Origin of the sequence: Candidatus Brevundimonas colombiensis (assembly GCA_029202665.1) — a bacterium.
GTDB lineage: Bacteria > Pseudomonadota > Alphaproteobacteria > Caulobacterales > Caulobacteraceae > Brevundimonas > Brevundimonas colombiensis.
Genome location: CP119326.1, coordinates 716,753 through 734,931 on the forward strand (window position 1 = coordinate 716,753; position 18,179 = coordinate 734,931).

The 18,179-nt window shown below is 68.2% G+C and carries 17 protein-coding genes; 4 read left to right on the forward strand and 13 right to left on the reverse strand.

Going from position 1 to position 18,179, the window contains the following annotated elements; all coding sequences use genetic code 11:
• Window positions 1-11: 11 nt before the first annotated feature.
• The 7 genes from sucD to P0Y50_03390 all read right to left on the reverse strand — a co-directional run bounded on the left by sucD (window position 12) and on the right by P0Y50_03390 (window position 7,853).
• Window positions 12-914, reverse strand: a complete 903-nt coding sequence (sucD, locus tag P0Y50_03360) for a succinate--CoA ligase subunit alpha (protein ID WEK40660.1) — start codon at window positions 912-914, stop codon at window positions 12-14.
• 18 nt (window positions 915-932) lie between these two features.
• A complete protein-coding gene (locus P0Y50_03365) occupies window positions 933-1,355 on the reverse strand; it encodes a PIN domain-containing protein (GenBank protein WEK40661.1) in 423 nt (140 codons plus the stop codon).
• The gene (locus tag P0Y50_03370) at window positions 1,339-1,596 is read right to left on the reverse strand and encodes a DUF6364 family protein (protein ID WEK40662.1); all 258 of its coding nucleotides are present in this window, start codon (window positions 1,594-1,596) and stop codon (window positions 1,339-1,341) included. The genes P0Y50_03365 and P0Y50_03370 overlap by 17 nt, the downstream gene beginning before the upstream one ends.
• A 69-nt stretch (window positions 1,597-1,665) precedes the next feature.
• Window positions 1,666-2,526: a hypothetical protein gene (locus P0Y50_03375; GenBank protein ID WEK40663.1), complete on the reverse strand. Its 861-nt coding sequence runs from the start codon at window positions 2,524-2,526 to the stop codon at window positions 1,666-1,668.
• A 140-nt stretch (window positions 2,527-2,666) separates the two neighbouring features.
• Complete coding sequence (gene sucC / locus P0Y50_03380) at window positions 2,667-3,857, reverse strand: ADP-forming succinate--CoA ligase subunit beta (protein WEK40664.1); 1,191 nt, start codon at window positions 3,855-3,857, stop codon at window positions 2,667-2,669.
• 87 nt (window positions 3,858-3,944) lie between these two features.
• Window positions 3,945-5,492, reverse strand: a complete 1,548-nt coding sequence (locus P0Y50_03385) for an MFS transporter (protein WEK40665.1) — start codon at window positions 5,490-5,492, stop codon at window positions 3,945-3,947.
• Between the two features lie 117 nt (window positions 5,493-5,609).
• Window positions 5,610-7,853, reverse strand: coding sequence for a TonB-dependent receptor (locus tag P0Y50_03390; protein WEK40666.1), 2,244 nt, complete (start codon window positions 7,851-7,853; stop codon window positions 5,610-5,612).
• A 230-nt stretch (window positions 7,854-8,083) separates the two neighbouring features.
• Here P0Y50_03390 and P0Y50_03395 point away from each other — a divergent pair, with 230 nt between their 5' ends.
• Complete coding sequence (locus P0Y50_03395; protein WEK40667.1) at window positions 8,084-8,842, forward strand: TetR/AcrR family transcriptional regulator; 759 nt, start codon at window positions 8,084-8,086, stop codon at window positions 8,840-8,842.
• A 4-nt stretch (window positions 8,843-8,846) separates the two neighbouring features.
• On the opposite strand, the gene P0Y50_03400 is transcribed toward P0Y50_03395, so the two are convergent.
• Window positions 8,847-9,380 carry a DUF2306 domain-containing protein gene (locus tag P0Y50_03400; protein WEK40668.1) on the reverse strand — a complete coding sequence of 178 codons (534 nt, stop codon included), beginning with the start codon at window positions 9,378-9,380 and terminating at the stop codon, window positions 8,847-8,849.
• Between the two features lie 168 nt (window positions 9,381-9,548).
• Between P0Y50_03400 and P0Y50_03405 the strand changes: the two genes are divergently transcribed.
• On the forward strand, window positions 9,549-10,313 hold the full coding sequence (locus P0Y50_03405) for a LytTR family DNA-binding domain-containing protein (protein WEK40669.1): 765 nt from the start codon (window positions 9,549-9,551) through the stop codon (window positions 10,311-10,313).
• Between the two features lie 19 nt (window positions 10,314-10,332).
• Here P0Y50_03405 and P0Y50_03410 read toward each other — a convergent pair whose 3' ends face one another.
• Window positions 10,333-11,031 (reverse strand): NAD(P)H-dependent oxidoreductase, encoded by a 699-nt coding sequence (locus tag P0Y50_03410; GenBank protein ID WEK40670.1) that lies wholly within the window; start codon window positions 11,029-11,031, stop codon window positions 10,333-10,335.
• Window positions 11,032-11,137: 106 nt separating this feature from the next.
• Here P0Y50_03410 and P0Y50_03415 point away from each other — a divergent pair, with 106 nt between their 5' ends.
• Window positions 11,138-12,091, forward strand: a complete 954-nt coding sequence (locus tag P0Y50_03415) for a LysR substrate-binding domain-containing protein (GenBank protein ID WEK40671.1) — start codon at window positions 11,138-11,140, stop codon at window positions 12,089-12,091.
• On the opposite strand, the gene P0Y50_03420 is transcribed toward P0Y50_03415, so the two are convergent.
• Entirely contained in the window at window positions 12,072-12,527 is a 456-nt protein-coding gene (locus P0Y50_03420; protein ID WEK40672.1) for a hypothetical protein, read from the reverse strand. The two genes, P0Y50_03415 and P0Y50_03420, sit on opposite strands and share 20 nt — an antisense overlap.
• 98 nt (window positions 12,528-12,625) lie before the next feature.
• Between P0Y50_03420 and P0Y50_03425 the strand changes: the two genes are divergently transcribed.
• Window positions 12,626-13,768, forward strand: coding sequence for a DNA cytosine methyltransferase (locus P0Y50_03425; GenBank protein WEK40673.1), 1,143 nt, complete (start codon window positions 12,626-12,628; stop codon window positions 13,766-13,768).
• Window positions 13,769-14,063: 295 nt separating this feature from the next.
• Here P0Y50_03425 and P0Y50_03430 read toward each other — a convergent pair whose 3' ends face one another.
• From P0Y50_03430 to P0Y50_03440, 3 genes are all read right to left on the reverse strand, one after another.
• Window positions 14,064-14,423, reverse strand: a complete 360-nt coding sequence (locus P0Y50_03430) for a YdbL family protein (protein ID WEK40674.1) — start codon at window positions 14,421-14,423, stop codon at window positions 14,064-14,066.
• 29 nt (window positions 14,424-14,452) lie between these two features.
• A complete protein-coding gene (locus tag P0Y50_03435; GenBank protein WEK40675.1) occupies window positions 14,453-14,641 on the reverse strand; it encodes a YnbE family lipoprotein in 189 nt (62 codons plus the stop codon).
• Window positions 14,642-14,756: 115 nt separating this feature from the next.
• Window positions 14,757-17,939 carry a YdbH domain-containing protein gene (locus P0Y50_03440; protein WEK40676.1) on the reverse strand — a complete coding sequence of 1,061 codons (3,183 nt, stop codon included), beginning with the start codon at window positions 17,937-17,939 and terminating at the stop codon, window positions 14,757-14,759.
• Window positions 17,940-18,179 lie beyond the last annotated feature (240 nt).

The window sequence follows — 18,179 nt, forward strand, 5'->3', positions numbered from 1 at the left end:
GCGTGCGCCTCTTAACCCTTGAGCACGTCCACCAGGGTCTTGCCCAGGCGGGCCGGCGATTCCGACATGCGGATGCCGGCGGCTTCCATGGCCGCGATCTTGGATTCCGCATCGCCCTTGCCGCCCGAGACGACGGCGCCGGCGTGGCCCATGGTGCGACCCTTGGGCGCAGTGCGTCCGGCGATGAAGCCGGCCATCGGCTTCTTGCGGCCCTTCTTGGCTTCGTCGATCAGGAACTGGGCGGCGTCTTCTTCCGCCCCGCCGCCGATCTCGCCGATCATGATGATCGAGGTGGTTTCCTCGTCGGCCAGGAACAGCTCCAGCACATCGATGAACTCGGTGCCCTTGACCGGGTCGCCGCCGATGCCGACGGCCGTGGTCTGGCCCAGGCCTTCGTTGGTGGTCTGGAACACGGCCTCATAGGTCAGGGTGCCCGAACGCGACACGATGCCGACCGAGCCCTTCTTGAAGATATTGCCCGGCATGATGCCGATCTTGCATTCGTCCGGCGTCAGGATGCCCGGGCAGTTCGGGCCCAGCAGGCGCGACTTGGAGCCTTCCAGGCGACGCTTCACCTTGACCATGTCCAGCACCGGAATGCCTTCGGTGATGCAGGTGATGAAGGGGATTTCGGCGTCGATGGCCTCGATGATGGCGGCCGCCGCGCCCGACGGCGGAACATAGATGACCGAGGCGTCGGCGCCGGTGGCGTCCCGCGCTTCGGCGACCGAGGCGTAGATCGGCAGGGTTTCGCCGTGCGAGCCGGTCCAGTTCGTGCCGCCCTTGGACGGGTGCACGCCGGCGACCATCTGGGTGCCGTGATAGGCCAGCGCCTGTTCGGTGTGGAAGCCGCCGGTCTTGCCGGTCAGGCCCTGGACGATGATCTTGGTGTTCTTGTCGACGAGGATGGACATGAGGTCTCGCTGGTTGGGTTAGGCGGGAAGGAAAGGATTTTCGACGCGGACCGACCCGTAGATCTGACCGTGACTGAGGTCTTCGGAATAGAGGATTTTCGCCCCTAGCCGTTCTGCGGCGGCGATGATCGCACCGTCCCAATAGGAGATTTGGTATCGCTGGGCATTCTCGATGCCGCTGCGGACCACCCTGTAGTCAATCGGCTGGAAGGGCTTCTTGGACAACCGCAACACCCACTCCTGAGCCTTCTCTGGCGTCAGAGGGCGAGCACCCTTGCGTTGAGCGTTGACGTAGAACTCGGCCAGAACCTGCCCCGAAGTGCCGAAGCGTCGGGTCAGCAGTTCAAGCGCACGTTCGTACTTCGCCGGCTCGTCTACAGAACCGAGCGCGGCGTAGATCAGGATGTTGGTGTCCAGAAAGACTTCAGCGCCAGCGATCAAAACGAGGCTCGCCGCTATATGCATCTTCCCTGGTGGGACGCCAGTCGCCCAACCGGCCTTCGCTTTCTCGGGCCAGCTTCAGCAAGGCTTCGGTCGCCTCGTCGTGTTCCGTCTCTTCCTCGACCAGTCGAGCCAGGAAACCGCGCACCATCTCGTTGACGCTCGTCCGCTTCATGGCGGCCAGCACACGCACCTTGTCGAGCAGGGCGTCGTCGATGGCGAGGGTCAGGTTGCGGGTCACGTTGGTGGCGATGGCTTACACGGGTTATGTGGAGCACATAGACCGCGTGGGCCAGGCGGGCAAGCGCGGTCAGATGTCCAGCAACAGGCCCAGGCGCCGCAACACCGTCTGCTGCCAGGGCCTGAGGGCGTAGAGGTCGCCGAACAGCGCGGCCTCCGTCCCGGCCTGTCGCGCCTCGACATAGGCGGCCTGCTGGCGACGGCGGCGGCGGCCCATTTCGACAGTGTCGCCCGCCGCTGCGCGCCGGTCCCACTTGGCCCGCCAGACATCGAGGCCGATGGCGTCGTAATGCAGCAGCCAGGCCGTGCGGCCGGTCCGGGGGTCGCGCGCCAGCGCCGCCTTCAACGGCCGGTCGTCGCGCTTGGACTCGTGGATGCAGACCCTGACGTCCGCCAGCCCGCGCCGCACCGCGTGCTTGCCCATATGGTGCGCCAGAAGACCGCGCACGAAGAAGCGGCCGCGCCCGGGATAGATCAGATCGGCGAACTGATCCGGGAACGGCCCATGATAGGGTTTGCGCGCCAACCGCGCCCCGTATTCCTGCGTCAGGTCGTCGCCGGCCCGCCACACCGCCTCGATCGAGGGGAAGATGACCGCCTCGCGCTCGGCCGGCACGGCGCCCAGCACGGCAGCCACGTCGACATCGCCCAGGATCATTTCATCGATGTCGACGACCAGCAGCCAATCGGCGGCCAGGGTGGAATAGGCGTCGGCATAGACGACCCTCTGCCGATCCTCCACCGTCGCGGGCCGACCGCCGCGCGCGACCCAGAAGGCGGCGTCGCAGACGATCAGATCGTCGGGGCCTAGCCCGACCTCGGTCGGGTCAGGCGCCCGGTCACCGTCGAAATAAATCCTGATCCGCGCCGCGCGCCGACGCCGATAATGATCGACGAAGGCCGCGAGATGACGCGCGGGGGCCAGGGCCATCGCGACCACTTCGAAATCCGGCAACATCCCCTCCCCGTCCCTATGCGACGACTATGGCGGGGCGCCGGAGCCGTCCGCAACGAGAAACGGCGACGCTGCAAGCAGCGCCGCCGTCACGCGACCACCAGGGTCTTTTGGTCTTAGCCGACCGCCTTGACGATCTTTTGGGCGGCGTCGTCCAGGTCGTCGGCGGCCTGGATGGTCAGGCCGGATTCGTTGAGGATTTTCTTGCCCAGTTCGGCGTTGGTGCCTTCCAGACGCACGACCAGCGGCACCTTCAGGCCCACTTCCTTCACGGCCGCAACCACGCCTTCGGCGATGACGTCGCACTTCATGATGCCGCCGAAGATGTTGACCAGGATGCCCTGGACGTTCGGGTCGGCGGTGATGATCTTGAAGGCCGCCGCGACCTTCTCCTTGCCGGCGCCGCCGCCGACGTCGCAGAAGTTGGCCGGTTCCTTGCCGTACAGTTTGATGATGTCCATCGTCGCCATGGCCAGGCCCGCGCCGTTGACCATGCAGCCGATGTTGCCGTCCAGCGAGACATAGGCCAGGTCCCACTTGGAGGCCTCGATCTCCTTGGCGTCTTCTTCCGTTTCGTCGCGCAGGGCCTTGATGTCTTCGTGGCGGAACAGCGCGTTGCCGTCGAAGCTGACCTTGGCGTCCAGAACGCGCAGATGGCCGTCCTTCATGACGATCAGGGGGTTCACCTCCAGCATGTCCATGTCCTTCTCGACGAAGGCCTTGTACAGGGCGGGGAACAGCGACTTGGCGTCCTCGGCGGCGGCGCCCGTCAGGCCGTAGGCGGCGACGATCGCGGCGACGTCGGCGTCGGTCACGCCCGCGCTGGGGTCGATGACGATGTTCTGGATCTTCTCGGGCGTGTCGTGGGCGACGGTTTCGATGTCCATGCCGCCCTCGGTCGAAACGACGAAGGCGATGCGGCCATAGGCGCGGTCGACCAGCAGCGAGCAGTACAGTTCACGATCGATGTCGGCGCCGTCCTCGATATAGAGGCGGTTGACCTGTTTGCCGGCCTCGCCCGTCTGGGCGGTGACCAGGGTGTTGCCCAGCATTTCCTTGGCGTGGGCGACGGCCTCTTCGACCGAGAAGGCCAGGCGCACGCCGCCCTTGGCGTCGGCCGGCAGTTCCTTGAACTTGCCCTTGCCGCGTCCGCCGGCGTGAATCTGCGACTTCACGACATAGAGCGGGCCGGGAAGGGATTTGGCGGCCGCCTCGACCTGATCGACCGACGTCACCGCGACGCCGTCGGCGACGGGGGCGCCGAAGCCCTTGAGAACCTGCTTGGCCTGATATTCGTGAATGTTCATGGAAACCGCCGCAATCTTCGCTGGGGAGAGTTGCGGGGCTTATAAGCCCCGCCCCTTCGCAGGTGCAACAGTATGTGAACGGGGAATTTAGTCGACCCAGTCGCGTTTCAGCGTGCGCGAGGCCCCGATCAGCAGGATGGCGGCCAGCACATAGAAGCCCATGCCGGTGTAGATGGCCCATCTCAGGCTCTCTTCGCCGAAGCGCGGCGCCAACAGGTCGCTCATCCAGCCGAAGTAATAGAAGCCCACCGCGATCCCGAGCAGGTTGTTCACCAGCAGGAACAGGGCCGAGGCGGTCGAACGCATGGCCGCCGGAACCAGATGCTGCACCGCCGCCGTGATCGGACCCAGCCAGGCCAGGTTCAGCCCTGTCGGAAGCAGGAAGATGAAGAAGGCCAGGGTCAGCTGCTGAACGTGACTGCCGCCGCCCGGCAGGACCAGTCCGATCAGCCACGGCGAGTTCATCGCCAGGATGAAACAGGGCGCCGAGATCAGAAAGGCGATGGCGGGCGTCAGCGGATAGGCGCCCTTGCCCTTTTTCGACAGCTTGTCGGCGATCGTGCCGCCCAGCCAGATGCCCAAAAGGCCGCCGATCAGGGCGATGCCGGCGTAATAGACGCTGGTCTGTTTCAAGGTCAGGTCGAAGCTGCGCATGAAGAACAGCGGCAGCCAACCGGCGACGCCGTAACCGCACACCGACGACGAAGCGGCGCCCAGGGCCAGCAGCCAGAAGCTGGGTTTCCTGATCACCACCGAGGCCGTGCGCCGCGCGATCGTCAGCGACACGCCGATCACCACCGCCAGCAAGCCGCCGAAGCCCAGCACCAGCGGATTGCCCAGCGACGTCCCCATCAGCCAGCTCAGACCGGCCAGGATCAGCAGGCCGACGCCCAAGCCCAGCATGATCTGGGCGGCGATCTTGCCGGCTCGGTCCGCGCCAAGAGGCGCAGCGGCGGTGTCCGGCGCGGGGGCCGCGACCTGGGCCTCGGTCCTGACCGCATCCATTCCGCCGCGTTTGGGATCGCGCACCGTCAGGCGAAGCAGCGGCGCGACCAGCAGGCCCAGCAGGCCGACCACCACGAAGGCCGTGCGCCAGCCATACGTCGCCGCCAGCAGCCCGCCGACCAGGGTGCCCGCCGCCATGCCCAGCGGAATGCCGAAGGCGAAGGCCGCCATGGCCCGCGCCCGCTGATGCGGCGGGAAATAGTCGGCGATCAGCGAATAGGCCGGGGCCACCCCGCCCGCCTCGCCCACGCCCACGCCCATCCGGCACAGGAACAGCTGCCCGAACGATCCCGCCATGCCGCACAGGGCGGTGAAGCCCGACCAGACGGCCAGCGCCCCGGTCATGATCCAGACCCGGCTGAACCGATCCGCCATCCAGGCCAGAGGAATGGCCAGTGTCGAATAGACCGAGGCGAAGGCGATGCCGCCCAACAGGCCGAACTGGCTGTCGGACATGCCGAACTCAGCCTTCAGCGGCGCGGCCAGGATGCCGATGATCTGCCGATCCAGGAAGTTCAGCATGTAGATCAGGATCAGCACCGCCAGCACATAGTAGCGATAGCCGGGGCGTTCGTGGCGCGCCCCGCCCTCGACGGGATCGTCCTGAGCCGCCAGCGTCTCCGTCGTCATCGCGTTTCCCCCTCGGCGTCTTTTTGTCGGAGCGAGCCTAGCCGCAAGCCTGCCCCCTGCAAAGCAAAGGGCGACGGCCGCAAGACCGCCGCCCTCGTTCAGGCGTTCAGATCGCGATCAGAACTTCAGGCCCAGGGTCGCCGTGACCGTGCGCGGCGGGCCGTAGAAGCCGATGATCGAATCTCCGGTCAGCGCGCCGGGGAAGCTGTAGCCGCCGACACGGTAGCGTTCGTCGCCCAGGTTCTTGCCGTGCACGCCGAAGGTCAGTCGGTCGTTGGACGAGGTCCAGACGATACTGGCGTCATACATCCAGTAGGCCCCCTGATCGAGCAGGGGCGAGGGCGTCTCGAACTGCTGATAGGCGCCGCGATAGGCGACCGACGGAATGAAGGCGATCGACGAACCGTTGGCCATGAACCAGTTGTAGGTCGCCCCGATCGAGCCGGTCCATTCCGGCGTGTTCTGGAAGTGGCGCTGCGACGACACGTCGACGACGCACCCCGGCAGGGTGGGGCAGGAGGTATTGCCCGAAGCGGTCGGGATATAGGCCAGGAACTGGTCGAACTTGGCGTCGATATAGCTGAGCGAGGCGTTCAGCGTCAGGGCGCTGGTCGGACGGAAACGCCCTTCGAACTCCCAGCCGCGGATCGAGGACGAACCGACATTGTCCACCACCGAGGCGACGGTGGCGCCGGCGGGGTATTGGGTCGTGATCTGCTGGTCTTCATAGCTGGAGTCGAAGATCGCCGTGGCGAAGGTCAGACGGCGATCCAGCAGCGAGCCCTTCAGACCGATCTCATAGGTCTCGACGGTTTCCGGCGCATAGCCGTTGACGGTGGCGGGATACAGAACCGCATCGCCGCGCATGTCGAAGCCGCCCGACTTGAACCCTTCGCCCCACGAGGCGTAGGCCGTCAGATCCGGGCCGAACTTGTAGTTGACCGAGACACGGGGCGTGAACTTCTCGAAATCACGCGTGCGCGTATAGTTGGTGCGCGGCAGGCCCAGCGGCACGGCGGCGTTGTTGCCGAAATAGGGGCTGCGGATGCCCAGATACTGCTGACGGAAGACCGTGCCTTCCTTCTCGTCCTTGGTGAAGCGGCCGCCGACCGAGACCGACAGGGCGTCGGTCACGTCATAGCTGAAGTCGGCGAAGGCCGCGTAGCTTTTGGTCGCCACCGAGCCCGAGGTCAGGGTGGTCAGATTGGCCAGACCCACCACGGTGTCGAAGGCGCCCGAGGCGTTGGCGTCCATGTAGAAGACGCCGGCGACGCCGTTCAGCCGGCCTGCGCTGACCAGAACCTGAAACTCCTGGCTGAACTGGTCGTCGTTGTAGGCCGCCGGAATGTCCAGAATAGGCTGCGGCAGGTTGTCGAAGTCGATGTTGCCGCGCGTGAAGCCATCCCGATAGGCCGTGATCGACTTGAAGGTGAACATGTCGCTCATCTCCCACTCGCCGGTCAGCGACAGGCCGCGCGTCTGGACGCGATTCTTGTCACCCGCGCCAGCGTTGGTGTCATAGACATCCGACGGCGACGGCGCGACCTCGCGGTGGCCGTGGCGGGCGTTGGAATCGTCGTTCACCAGATCGCCGGCCAGTCGGAAGAACAGATTGTCGGTCGGGGACCATTCCGCGCTGGCGCGGAAGGCGGTGACGTCCTTGTTGTAGTGTTCGTTGCCGGTGTTCAGGTTCGTGCCGTAGCCATCGCGCAGATAGCGGGCCAGGGCGGCGGAGACCTTGAACTGGTCATTGAAGGGCAGCTGGGCGCTGGCGATCACATCGCGCTGATTATAGCTGCCGTAGGAGGCGCGCAGGCGGCCTTCCGGCTCATCGGCGTTGATGCGGCTGGTGACATATTTGATCGCGCCGCCGATGGTGTTGCGGCCATACAGGGTGCCTTGCGGACCGCGCAGCACCTCGACGCGCTCCACATCGAAAATGTCCAGGACGGCGGCTTGCGGCCGGGCCACATAGACGTCGTCGATATAGAGGCCCACGCCGGGATCGAAGCCCCACAGAGGATCCTGCTGGCCCACGCCCCGGATGAAAGAAATCAGGGTCGAGTTCGACCCCCGCGCCGCGTTCAGCGTCAGGCTGGGCGTCGAACGCGCCAGTTCGGTGATGTCCAGGGCGCCCCGCGCCTCAAGCTGTTCGCCGCTGACGGCCGTGACCGCGACCGGCACATCCTGCAAGCTCTCCACCCGACGGCGCGCGGTGACGACGATGTCGTCGACAGTCGCCGCATCCTGATTGGCGTTGGCGGCCTGAACGGCCGTCTCGACGTCCTGGGCGACCGAGGCCCCCGCAAGCACGCCCCACGCCGCGCCGGCCAGCAGCGCGCACTTCACATGACGATTCATGGTCCAAACCCCTTTGTCGTTTCCAGCCCGTTGACGCTTTTATTCAGCGTTCAATGATTTTCATGGAAACTGACCCGGTTTCGTCCGGCTGTCAAACATTACGCTGACGTTGCGTCACGTCACGGGCCGACCGTGGCGCCGCTGCACCGTCGTCGGCGTCACGGTCGGGGCGCCACGGCCGGGACGCCATCGTCGTTGCGCCATCGTCGGGGCGCGCCTAGCCTTGGCGGATGAGCAAGACAGACGCCGCCCTGCCCGCTACCCGCCCCGTGGCCGCCGCGCGCCGCAAGGCCACCGGCGCAGTGGCGACCAGGCGCGGCCGCCCGCCCAAGACCAAGGCCCAGGCGGCGGGCGAGACTCGCGACCTGATCCTTGACGCGGCCGAGGACCTGTTCTCCAAACACGGCTTCTACGGCGTGACCATCCGCGAAGTGGCGCGCGAAGCTGGCGTGGACACCGCCCTGGTCCACTATTATTTCGGCGCCAAGCGCGAGCTGTTCGACGCGGTCTTCCTGCGCCGGGCCGAGGTGTGGAACACCGACCGGGTCGCCGCCATCGACCGCTATGCGGAAGGCGCGGGCGAGGACATGACGCTGGAGGGGCTGCTGGAAGCCTTTCTGAGGCCGCCATTCGAATGGTCGCTGAAGGGCGGGCCGGGGTGGAAACACTATGCCGCCCTGGTGGCCCAGACCAACGCCAACCCCAGTTTCGGCGGCGAGACGATGGCCCGCTATTTCGACCCGGCCATCCATCGGCTCATCGAACTGATCGCACGGGTGCTGCCGGGCGCCAGCGAGATCGACCTGTACTGGGGCTATCACAATCTGTCGGGCGCCCTGACCCTGACGCTGGGCGAGACGGGACGGCTGGACCGGCTCTCGAACGGGCGGGCGCGGTCGGGCGATCTGGAGACGGCGGGCGACTATATGGTGCGGTTCGCGGCGGCGGGTTTCCGGGCCGTGGCGGGGATGTCGGCCGACAAGGGCTGATCCGTCACCCCGGACCGAAGAAGACCGCCCACATCAGCCGGCCAGGCAGGAAGGTCAGAAGCCCCGCCACGATCAGGCCGCCCACGAACATGCCTGTCATGGCGCGCCGGTGGGCCGCCACCCGATGCCGCCGGGCGGCATAGACCGCCATCGGCAGGCCGACCACGGTCCAGCCGCTGAGCAGATGGATCAGCGACAGCCCCGCCGGGCCGTCCGGATTGATCTGGTGGATGAAGAATGAGCTGACCGCCGTCGTTCCCATGGCCAGGACCCACAGCCAGCCCAGGGTCCGGTGCAGCCTGTCGCCCTTGACGCCCGCCAACAGGACCACCCCGATGGCCAGGGCGATCAGGGCGGCGGCGACGTGAATCTGGATAGCGCCGGGGGCGGCCAGAAGCAGGGGCAAGCGCGGGGCGTGAAGGCCCCACGCCCCCGGCCCCGTCAACCGACCGCCGGCGCGGGTCAGATAGCCGACCAACGGCCATCCCAGCAGCAGGAGGGCGAGGGCGGAGGATGCGAGGCGGGTCGAACGGGTCATGACGAAGCTCCTGTCGTTAGGCCGTCCTGTCAGGCGGGACGGACGGCCGCACCCGGCCTTTCGCCAACGGCCACGGCGCCTGCGCCAACGCCCACCTGCTTTCGCCCGAAAGGAAATCATGGTCTCAAGACGCGATCGTCCGCCCTTGCCGAAAGCCGCCCGCCCGTTATGAACCCAGCCGCCGCAGACCGGCGCCGCGCCTTCGTCAGGGGGCTGATCGTCGCCGTGGCGGGCGGCGCCTTCCTGGCCGCCACGGGAGCGTTCGGAACCTCGGGCGCGCCGTTCGGCCCGCGCCTGGCCTATTGGGTGGCAGTGATGGTGGCGGGCGGACTGTGGGGGCATCTGTGCGGGGCGCTGGTCAGCCGGTTCCTGGATATGGACGAGCGGCCCTGGCTGAACATCGCCGTGATGACGGCGGTCATCACGGGCCCCTTGAGCGTGCTGGTCTGGGCGGCGACGGGGCTGTTCTTCGTCCGGCGCCTGTATCCGCTGGCGGCCCTGCCGCAGCTGGTTCTGCCCGTGCTGATCGTGACGGCGGCGGTGACGACCCTGACCGTCTTTCTGGGGCGCGCCCATCCGGTGCAGACCCACGCACCGACGTCCAGCGAACCGGCGCGCCCCGCCCGGTTCCTGGATCGACTGCCGCTGCGGCTCAAGGGGGCGACGATCCGCGCAGTCCAGGCCGAGGACCATTATCTGCGCATCCACACCGACCGGGGATCGGACCTTATCCTGATGCGGCTGTCGGACGCGGTCGAAGAGCTGGAGGGTCTGGAAGGCGCCCAGACCCATCGCAGCTGGTGGGTGGCCAAGGACGCCGTGCGCGGGGTCGAGCGCGGCGACGGCCGCGCCACCCTGACGCTGGACGGGGGCCTGTCGGCGCCGGTCAGCCGCCGCTACGCCCGGATGCTGCGCGACGCCGACTGGTGGTGAACCCGCCGACGCCATACGCTCAGGAAGCGAACTGGGCCGTGAGACGGGCGACCAAATCCTCCACCGCCGTCTCGGCCGCCGCGATCGAGTTCGCCAGGCGCGCATCGCCGAATTCGTCGTATTCGATCGCGATCGTGTCGCTCTCGCCAAGTCCGATATAGGCCAGCGGCGTCTTCAACCCGGCCTCGACCAGATTGAGCTTCTCCAGACGCTCGCCTTCGCCATAGCCGTAATCGCCCCGCGCCGTGAGAATGACCAGGCGCTTGCCCGCCGGCAGCATGGGCCAATAGGGTTCGCCCGGCCTGTTGCGATCGAAACCGAAGGTCACGCCGACGCGGACGACATTGTCGATCCAGGCTTTCAATGTCGCCGGCAGGCCGAAATTATACATCGGGGCGCCGATCACCACGAGGTCGGCCGAAATGAGCGCGGCCGTCAAGGCGTCGCTTTCCGCCAACACTGCCTTTTGCGCCCCGCTGCGCTGATCCGCCGGGGTGAAAGCGGCCGCGATCCAGGCGTTGTCGACCGGCGACGGCGGATGCGAGAGCAGGTCCAGATGGGTGAAGACGTCGTTCGGCCGGGTCGCCGACCAGGCCTCGACGAACCGGCGCCCCAGCCGCCGCGTATGCGAACCGTGACGAACCCGGTCCGATTCGCCGAGCCGGGCGCTGGCGTCAATGTGAAGCAGGCGGCGAACAGGATTTCGCGACGGAATCATGATGTTATGGACCTTATGTATATAAACGTCAGGCCACAGGCTTAAGCTTGTAAATCCGGCGCGACGAACGCGGATTCTTCAGCCGATGAATAAGCTTGGATCATCCATGAACAGACATCGCCGCCTGCCGCCCCTGGGAGCGTTGCGCGCATTCGAGGCGGCGGCCCGCCACATGAGCTTTCGCCGTGCGGCGACCGAACTGGCGGTCACGCCGACAGCCGTAAGCCACCAGATCCGCCTGCTGGAGGAGACCCTGGGCCAGCCGCTGTTCGTGCGACACGTCCGCCGCGTCGCCCTGACCGAGGCCGGAGACACCCTCTATCCGGCGTTGCGTGACGGATTCGACGCTCTGGATCGCGCGGTCGAGACCTTGCGGGAGAGGAAACGACGCCCCTCGGTGACGCTGACGGCGACGACCCTGTTCACGGCGCGCCGCCTGTTGCCGGCCTTGGACGAATTCCGACGCCGCAATCCCGATCTGGACCTGATCCTGCACGCCAGCGACGAGATCGTCGATCTGGCGACCGGGACCGCCGTGATCGCGGTCCGCTATGCGGCGGGGCCGTTCGACGGCCTGATCGCCGAGCCGCTGATTGTCGACCGTTTCGGCGTCCTGTGCAGCCCCGGCCTGGGGGTGAGGACCGTCCGCGACCTTGTCGGCGCCACCCTGCTGCACATCCAATGGAAGCGGCCGGGCGACGACCCCGATTGGAGCCGATGGGCCAAGGCGGCGAACATCGCCGACCTGCCCGTCGCGATCGGCCCGCGCTTCACCGACGACAGCCATGCGCTTCAGGCTGCGGTCGCGGGCATGGGGGTGGCGATCGGCTCACTCGAGCTGGCGCGGCAGGAGATCGAGGCGGGGCTGCTCGTCAATCCCTTTGGGCCGATCCTGCCGGGCGAAGCCTATCATGTCGTCACCACGCCGAGAGCCGCGGCCGATCCCCATGTCGCGGCCGTAAAGGCCTGGCTGAGGGCCTGCGTCGCAGGCGTGACCCCCCGCGATGATCGCCCGGCGGCTCCGTCTGACGAATCAGAACCTAGCCGGCCTTCCCCGTGATCATCGCCGTCGGCGCCGCGCAGCCGCTGAAGGTGTCGGCGCCGATCTCGACCCGCGCGGTCAGCGGGTAGGTGCGGTCGCTCATCCCGTCCGAACATTCGGTGGCGATCAGGGTGACGTTCAGCGCCTGGTTCAGGTCGGTCGAACTGGCGAAGGTCGCGACCGTCCCCTGGATCGTCGCGCCGCGATTGGGGGCGCGCTGGGTCGGCTGATCGACGCGGGTGTAGATCAGGGCGTCGCGGGTGATCTCCACCGCCCAGAAGGGTTCCGTGCCCAGGGCGCGGACCGGCTTGCCCAGATCAACCCCGGCCAGGACGGCGGCGGCCTGGGGCTCAGGCGCGGCCTTGGGCTTGGCGTCGTCGCGGTCGTAGCAGCCCGCCAGGGACAGGCCGGCCAGAACGGCGGATGCGGCGAGGATGAGCGGGATGGGACGCATGGCGGTCTCCTCGACGGACGGCTAGGATTGGGCGTAGGGCCGCAGGTGAGAAGCCGGACCGCCTCGGTCAAGGGGCGCCGCTGGGTTATGGTGACGCCATGTCGATTCGCCCGACCGCATACGAGTTCTTCGCCGGGGGCGGCCTGGCGGGCCTGGGCATGGCCAGTCGAGGGCAATCCGGTCGAGATGGAGCCGGTCTCGACACGATCTTCGCCAACGACATGGATGCGGCCAAGGCGCGGGCCTTCACGACAAACCATCCGGGGACGCCGTTCCGCCAAGGCGACGTCTGGGGCCTGACGGTCGGGGACCTGCCGGGGCGGCCCGATCTGGCCTGGGCCTCGTCCCCCTGTCAGGACGTCAGCCTGGCGGGCGCGCGCGGTGGGCTGGAGGCCGGTCGGTCGGGCGCCTTCTGGGGGTTCTGGCGGCTGATGCAGGGTCTGGCGGCCGAGGGGCGCGGGCCGCGCGTGGTGGTGCTGGAGAACGTGATCGGCCTGCTGACTTCTGGTCATGGACGGGATTTCGCCGCCGTCTGCACGGCCATGGCCGAGGCGGGCTATACGGTCGGGGCGCTGGAGATGGACGCGGCCTGCTGGCTGCCTCAGTCGCGGCCGCGCCTGTTCGTGGTCGCCATCAAGGGCGAGGCGCCGCGCGCCGACGGGCCGAGCGCCCCCTTCCATTCGGCGCGCCTGATCGCCGCCCACGCCCGCCTGCCCGAGGCGGTCAAGGCGGCCTGGGCGTGGTGGGCCCTGCCCCAGCCGCCCCGGCGCAATCTGGACTTGGCCGCCGTGCTTGAACCGGATGACGCGGTCGCCTGGCTGGACGATCCCGAGGCGATCCTGGCGCTGGCGGCGCCGCTTCATCAGGCGCGGATCGCGGCGGCCCTGGCGTCGGGCCAGCGCACGGTCGGCGCCGCCTATCGCCGGGTTCGCGTCGAGGACGGGCGCAAGGTCCAGCGGCTGGAAATCCGTTTCGACGGCCTGGCCGGCTGCCTGCGGACCCCAGCGGGCGGATCATCGCGGCAATATGTGGTGGCGTGCGACCAAGGTCGGGTCAGGGTGCGGCGGCTGACCGGGCGCGAGGCGGCGCGGCTGATGGGGGTGTCGGACGCCTATCGCCTGCCGGCCAGCGAGAGCGCGGCGCTGAAGCTGATGGGCGACGCCGTGGCCGTGCCGGTGGTGCGCGCCCTGACCGAGGGACTGCTGCTGCCCGCGCTGGCGGGGCGTCGGGCGGCGGCCTGACCGGACCTGACCGGCGGCCCTTGCACCCGTGAAAAGGGTGCAATTCCAGGACGGAAAACGACCAACACACTGTTTTCACGTATGTTTTGATTGCACCCAAATTGCACCGTGCAATTTGGGTGCAATTTCGGGGCGTCGTCGGCGTAGCGGGTGGCGATGTCAAAGACCGGACGACGATCCTAACACCGCCTGAGCGCCCGATAGGTCGAACGCCGCTGCTCGGCCACAAACCGTTCAAATCGCTGGACTTGCTTGCGGCCGATAGGATGGCGGGCGGACGCGGGCCGCCCGCCGGTCAGCGCTGGACCCACTGGCCCTGGGCGTTGCGATACCATTGGCCCGACGAGATGCGCGGCAACAGCTGGGCCTCGAACATCCGGGCGCCGGCCACGTCGGGCGAGGTTCCGGCGTCGGTCGCGCTGCGGGCGTAGGCGGCGCGGCGGCCGGCGTTGGTGGCGTCCACGGCGGCGCGCAGACCCGCATCCGAGGTCGGGGTGCGGAAGCCCAGATAGCCGTCGGCCTGTTCGCCCACGACGCCGGCGGACTTGGCCTGGTCGATCTGGGCCTTCTGGGCGCTGGTCTGGGCGATGGCGGCGCCGGCGAAACCAAGGGCGGCGAGGGCCGCGCCGACGACGAAGATTTTGCGGAAGGTCATGTCAGCCTGTCCTTTCAAGAAAGCGGCGATCAGAAGAGGTTGGGATTCTGCTGCAGCAGTTGCTGCAGCTCCTGGTCCAGGCGGACGCGCACGTCGGCGTCCAGCTTGGCGTAGATCTGGATCGGCGCAACCTCCAGACGGATGGTGGGGGCGCAGGCCGATACGGCGACCACGACGGCTCCAAAGCCAAGGCCCGCCAACTGGCGCTTGTTGATCATGACGTAGGCTCCGGTTCGGCCAAGGTTGATAAGGCTGAATAGCACGCCGAGGGGTGAACGCGCGCTGAATGGCGACGATCCCCCGACATTATCCCGAACACGATCCACGACGCGATCATGGCCGGCCCGCCCGGACAGTCGCCGGGCCGGTCTGCGGATCCGGGGCCTGAGCCGGCTGATCCTGGGCCTGCTGGCCCTGACGGGCGCGGTTGACCGCCATCAGGTCCGAAATCAGTTGGTTGGCGTTCAGGGTCGTGTCCAGCGTCAGATCGATCTGGGTGTTGGACGGCAGCGGCAGTTTGCGGTTCAGGAAGCTGCGGCTGATCAGTTCGGACAGGGTCAGACGCAGTTCCTGACGCTTGGGCGGATCGTGGCGGCCGCGAATGTGGAACAGGACCGCCATCCGGCCGCCGTCCAGGCTGTTCACATCGGCGCTGAGCTGGTCGAAGGACAGATTCTCCATGGCCTGATAAGCCAGATCCTCGACCATGTTCTCCGACACCTCCTGCCCCCCGCCGCTGGCCGCGACGTCGGTCAGGACCTCGCGCTTGATCGACAGACGGCCGGGCTGGACGGCCTCCAGCTTGCCAGCGGTGATCTTCAGGCCGCGCTTGGGATCCATGATGAAGGGCAGCCGGCCCGAGACCACCGCGTCCAGCAGCACCTTGTCGTCGAAGCCGGTGTCGGCGATCACGTCGCCCAGTTGCACCCGGTCCAGCACGATGACGCCGCTATAGGCCTGGGTCGCGTCCAGCGGCACGGTCAGAGGTTCGACCGAGATGGTCCCGCCCCCGGCGACGATCTGGGCGCCGTCGATGATGATGCCCGCCTGGTCGATGGCGAAGGTCAGGTCCAGAGCCGTGACCTGCGCGCCGACCGACAGGCTGTCGGCGGTCAGATGCTGGTTGGGGGCCGTGATCAGGGGGGTCAGGCTGGTGAAGGCGATGTCGCCCTTCAGCCCCTTCACCGCGCCGGCGGGGCTGACGAAATCCAGGCCGGGCGTGGTCAGCCGGCCGCTGGAGGTGGGTTCGGCGTCCTTGGTCCAGTCGAAACGGCCCTCGAACCCGACCGAGCCCTCGACCGGCGACTGGATGAAGTCGGCGACCAGGGGGCTGAGCATGGCGGGCTGCAGGCTGTGTTCGGCGAAGGTCACGTTTGGCGCGGCGATGGCGATGCCGCCCGCGCCGGTGCGACCGTCGTGCGCCAGGGTCAGACGTCCCAGGCCATAGGCGGCGGCCTGACCCGTGCCTTTCAGGTCGAAGGCGCCGCTCCAGCGTTCGTTGGCCAGGGCGATCTCGCCGCTGGCGGCCAGCGGTTCGAACCGTTCGGGGGTCTCGGCGTCGATCACCCGCCCGTCCGCGACGCTGGCCCTGAGACCTATGCCCGACTTGGCCCCATCGACCGTCAGGCGGCCGGCGGCGTCGGCGAACCGCATCCCCAGGAAGGGCGCCTGGGCCGACAGCCGGTCGAAACCGGCCGAGACGCGCCAGACCCCATCCTTCGACGTCAGCAAGGGCCCGGCGTCGGGGCACAGCCGGCCGGCGACCTGTTCGACGTCGTTCTCGTCCATCTCCAGCCGTTCGACGGTCACATCAACGCAGTCGCGGGCGACATAGGTCAGGCGGCCGTCGGCCAGGGCCAGGACGCCCCGCGTGCGGGCGTCGATGCCGCGCGCCAGGTCGAAGTCCAGCCGCGCCCGGCCGTCCAGCGTCGCCTCGAAACCGCCCTCGGTCAGACGCCAATCCGGCACGGCGACCGCCAGTTCTGGCAGGCCCTTGCCGCGCGTCGCCGTCAGCGTCAGGGCGCCGCCGCCCAGCCGACCCGGCTCGGCCTGATAGACGCCCTGGCCCGCCTGAGCGACCGTCAGCACCCCGCCGTTGGCGGGCGCCAGCGTCACCGGGCGCGGCAGTTGCACCGTCGTCCCGCCCGAGCCGGTCGAGAACCGTATGGACGGGGCGTTCAGGGCGAAGGCCGACAGGGCGCGCTTCATCTCGCCCAGCTCGACGATGTCGTCGCGCGCGGCCGGGCCGAACAGGGGCCAGGCCCCGTCCGCCGCCCGCAGCGCCCCTTGGGCGTCGATGTGAACGGCGCCGTCGCTGACCACATCCAGGTCCAGGTCGGCGCGGCCCCGCTTCAGGGCCAGGTCGCCGAAGCCGAAACGGTCGAAGACGGCGGTCAAGGGGCCGGTCGCCTCGAAGGCCGCATCCTTGCCGCCCAGGGTCAGGCCGCCCGACGTCAGGGTCAGGTTCTGCACCTGGGTCTGGCCCGAACGGGCCGAAGCGGCCGTCAGCGACAGCGGCGTCTGCACACTCCAGCGCAGGGCGTCGTCGCGCGAAATCTTGACCTGCGCCTGGCGCGCCGACGCCGAAACGGCGCCGGCGGCAAGGTCGGCCCCCTCGACCGCGCGGGCGGTCAGGCGGGCGTCGGCGGCGCCGTCCAGACGGAAGGTCTCGATCCAGCCGGACACCACCCCGTCGAACCGCGCGGTCAATTCGGCGCCGCGCGCCCGGGCGGACGGCGCGCCCAGGACATCGCCGGTCAGATGCGCGTCAAGCACCGCGCGCCCGTCGCCGCGCCGCGTCTTCAGGTCCGGATAGGGCAGGTCGCCGGTCAGGGTCAGGGCGGCCCCCTGCCCCTGCGCGGCCGGGGTTCGGAACCGGTCGGCGGTCGCGTTCAGCTGCACGGCCACGCGGTCGCCCGTGGTGGTCAGGTCCAGGGCGGCGGCCAGACCCGACGCCTCGACATCGCCGCTCTTGAGCGCGCCGTTCGGCAGGCGGGCGGCCAGACGCATCAGCTTGCCGTCGTCGACCCGCGCGTCGGCCAATAGGTCGATGGTTCCGTATTCGGTCGACAGCCGTCCGCGCCCGCCCTCGACGATCACCAGGGGCCCTCGGGAATCCGGACGCGGCGGACCGCCCGTGAACTCTTTCACCAAGGGATCCAGCGACCCCAGGGACAGCTTGCCGCCCTTCCAGCTGGCGCGGACCACGGGGCGGACCAGACGGATGCGGCTGGGGGCGACGCCCAGGCCCGACCTGGACCAGGGCATGGCGACGGCGTAGTCGACCTCGGCCCGCTCCACCGTCACGTCGGGATTGTTCGGATCGCCGATGCGGATACGGCCGACAAAGCCGTCCAGCTCGACCCGCTCGACCTCGACATCGGCGGGGATGCCGCGCTGGTCCAGCCAGCCCACCAGCACGTCGCGCGCCACCGCCCGCCGGTTAAGATACAGCAGAACCGCCGCCACGCCGATCAGCAGGATCAGGATCAACGCGACCGTCGCGGCGACGCGCACGGCCCGGCGCGGACGTCGCGGTCCGGACCCGGGCTTTGGTCCCGGCTTGGGCGAAGGAACGGCGGAGGATGCGGTGGCGTCGGTCAAACGGGTCGATCGGCAGCTTTTGATAAGGCGTTGCGACCACCTTCGTCATCCTGACCTGAAGCACAAGATCAAAGCACGACCATGGGTCGAAAGCCGCGGATGCATGGCCGCCAAGCTGGGCGAGAAAGGGGCGCGGCGACGTCTGCTGCCACC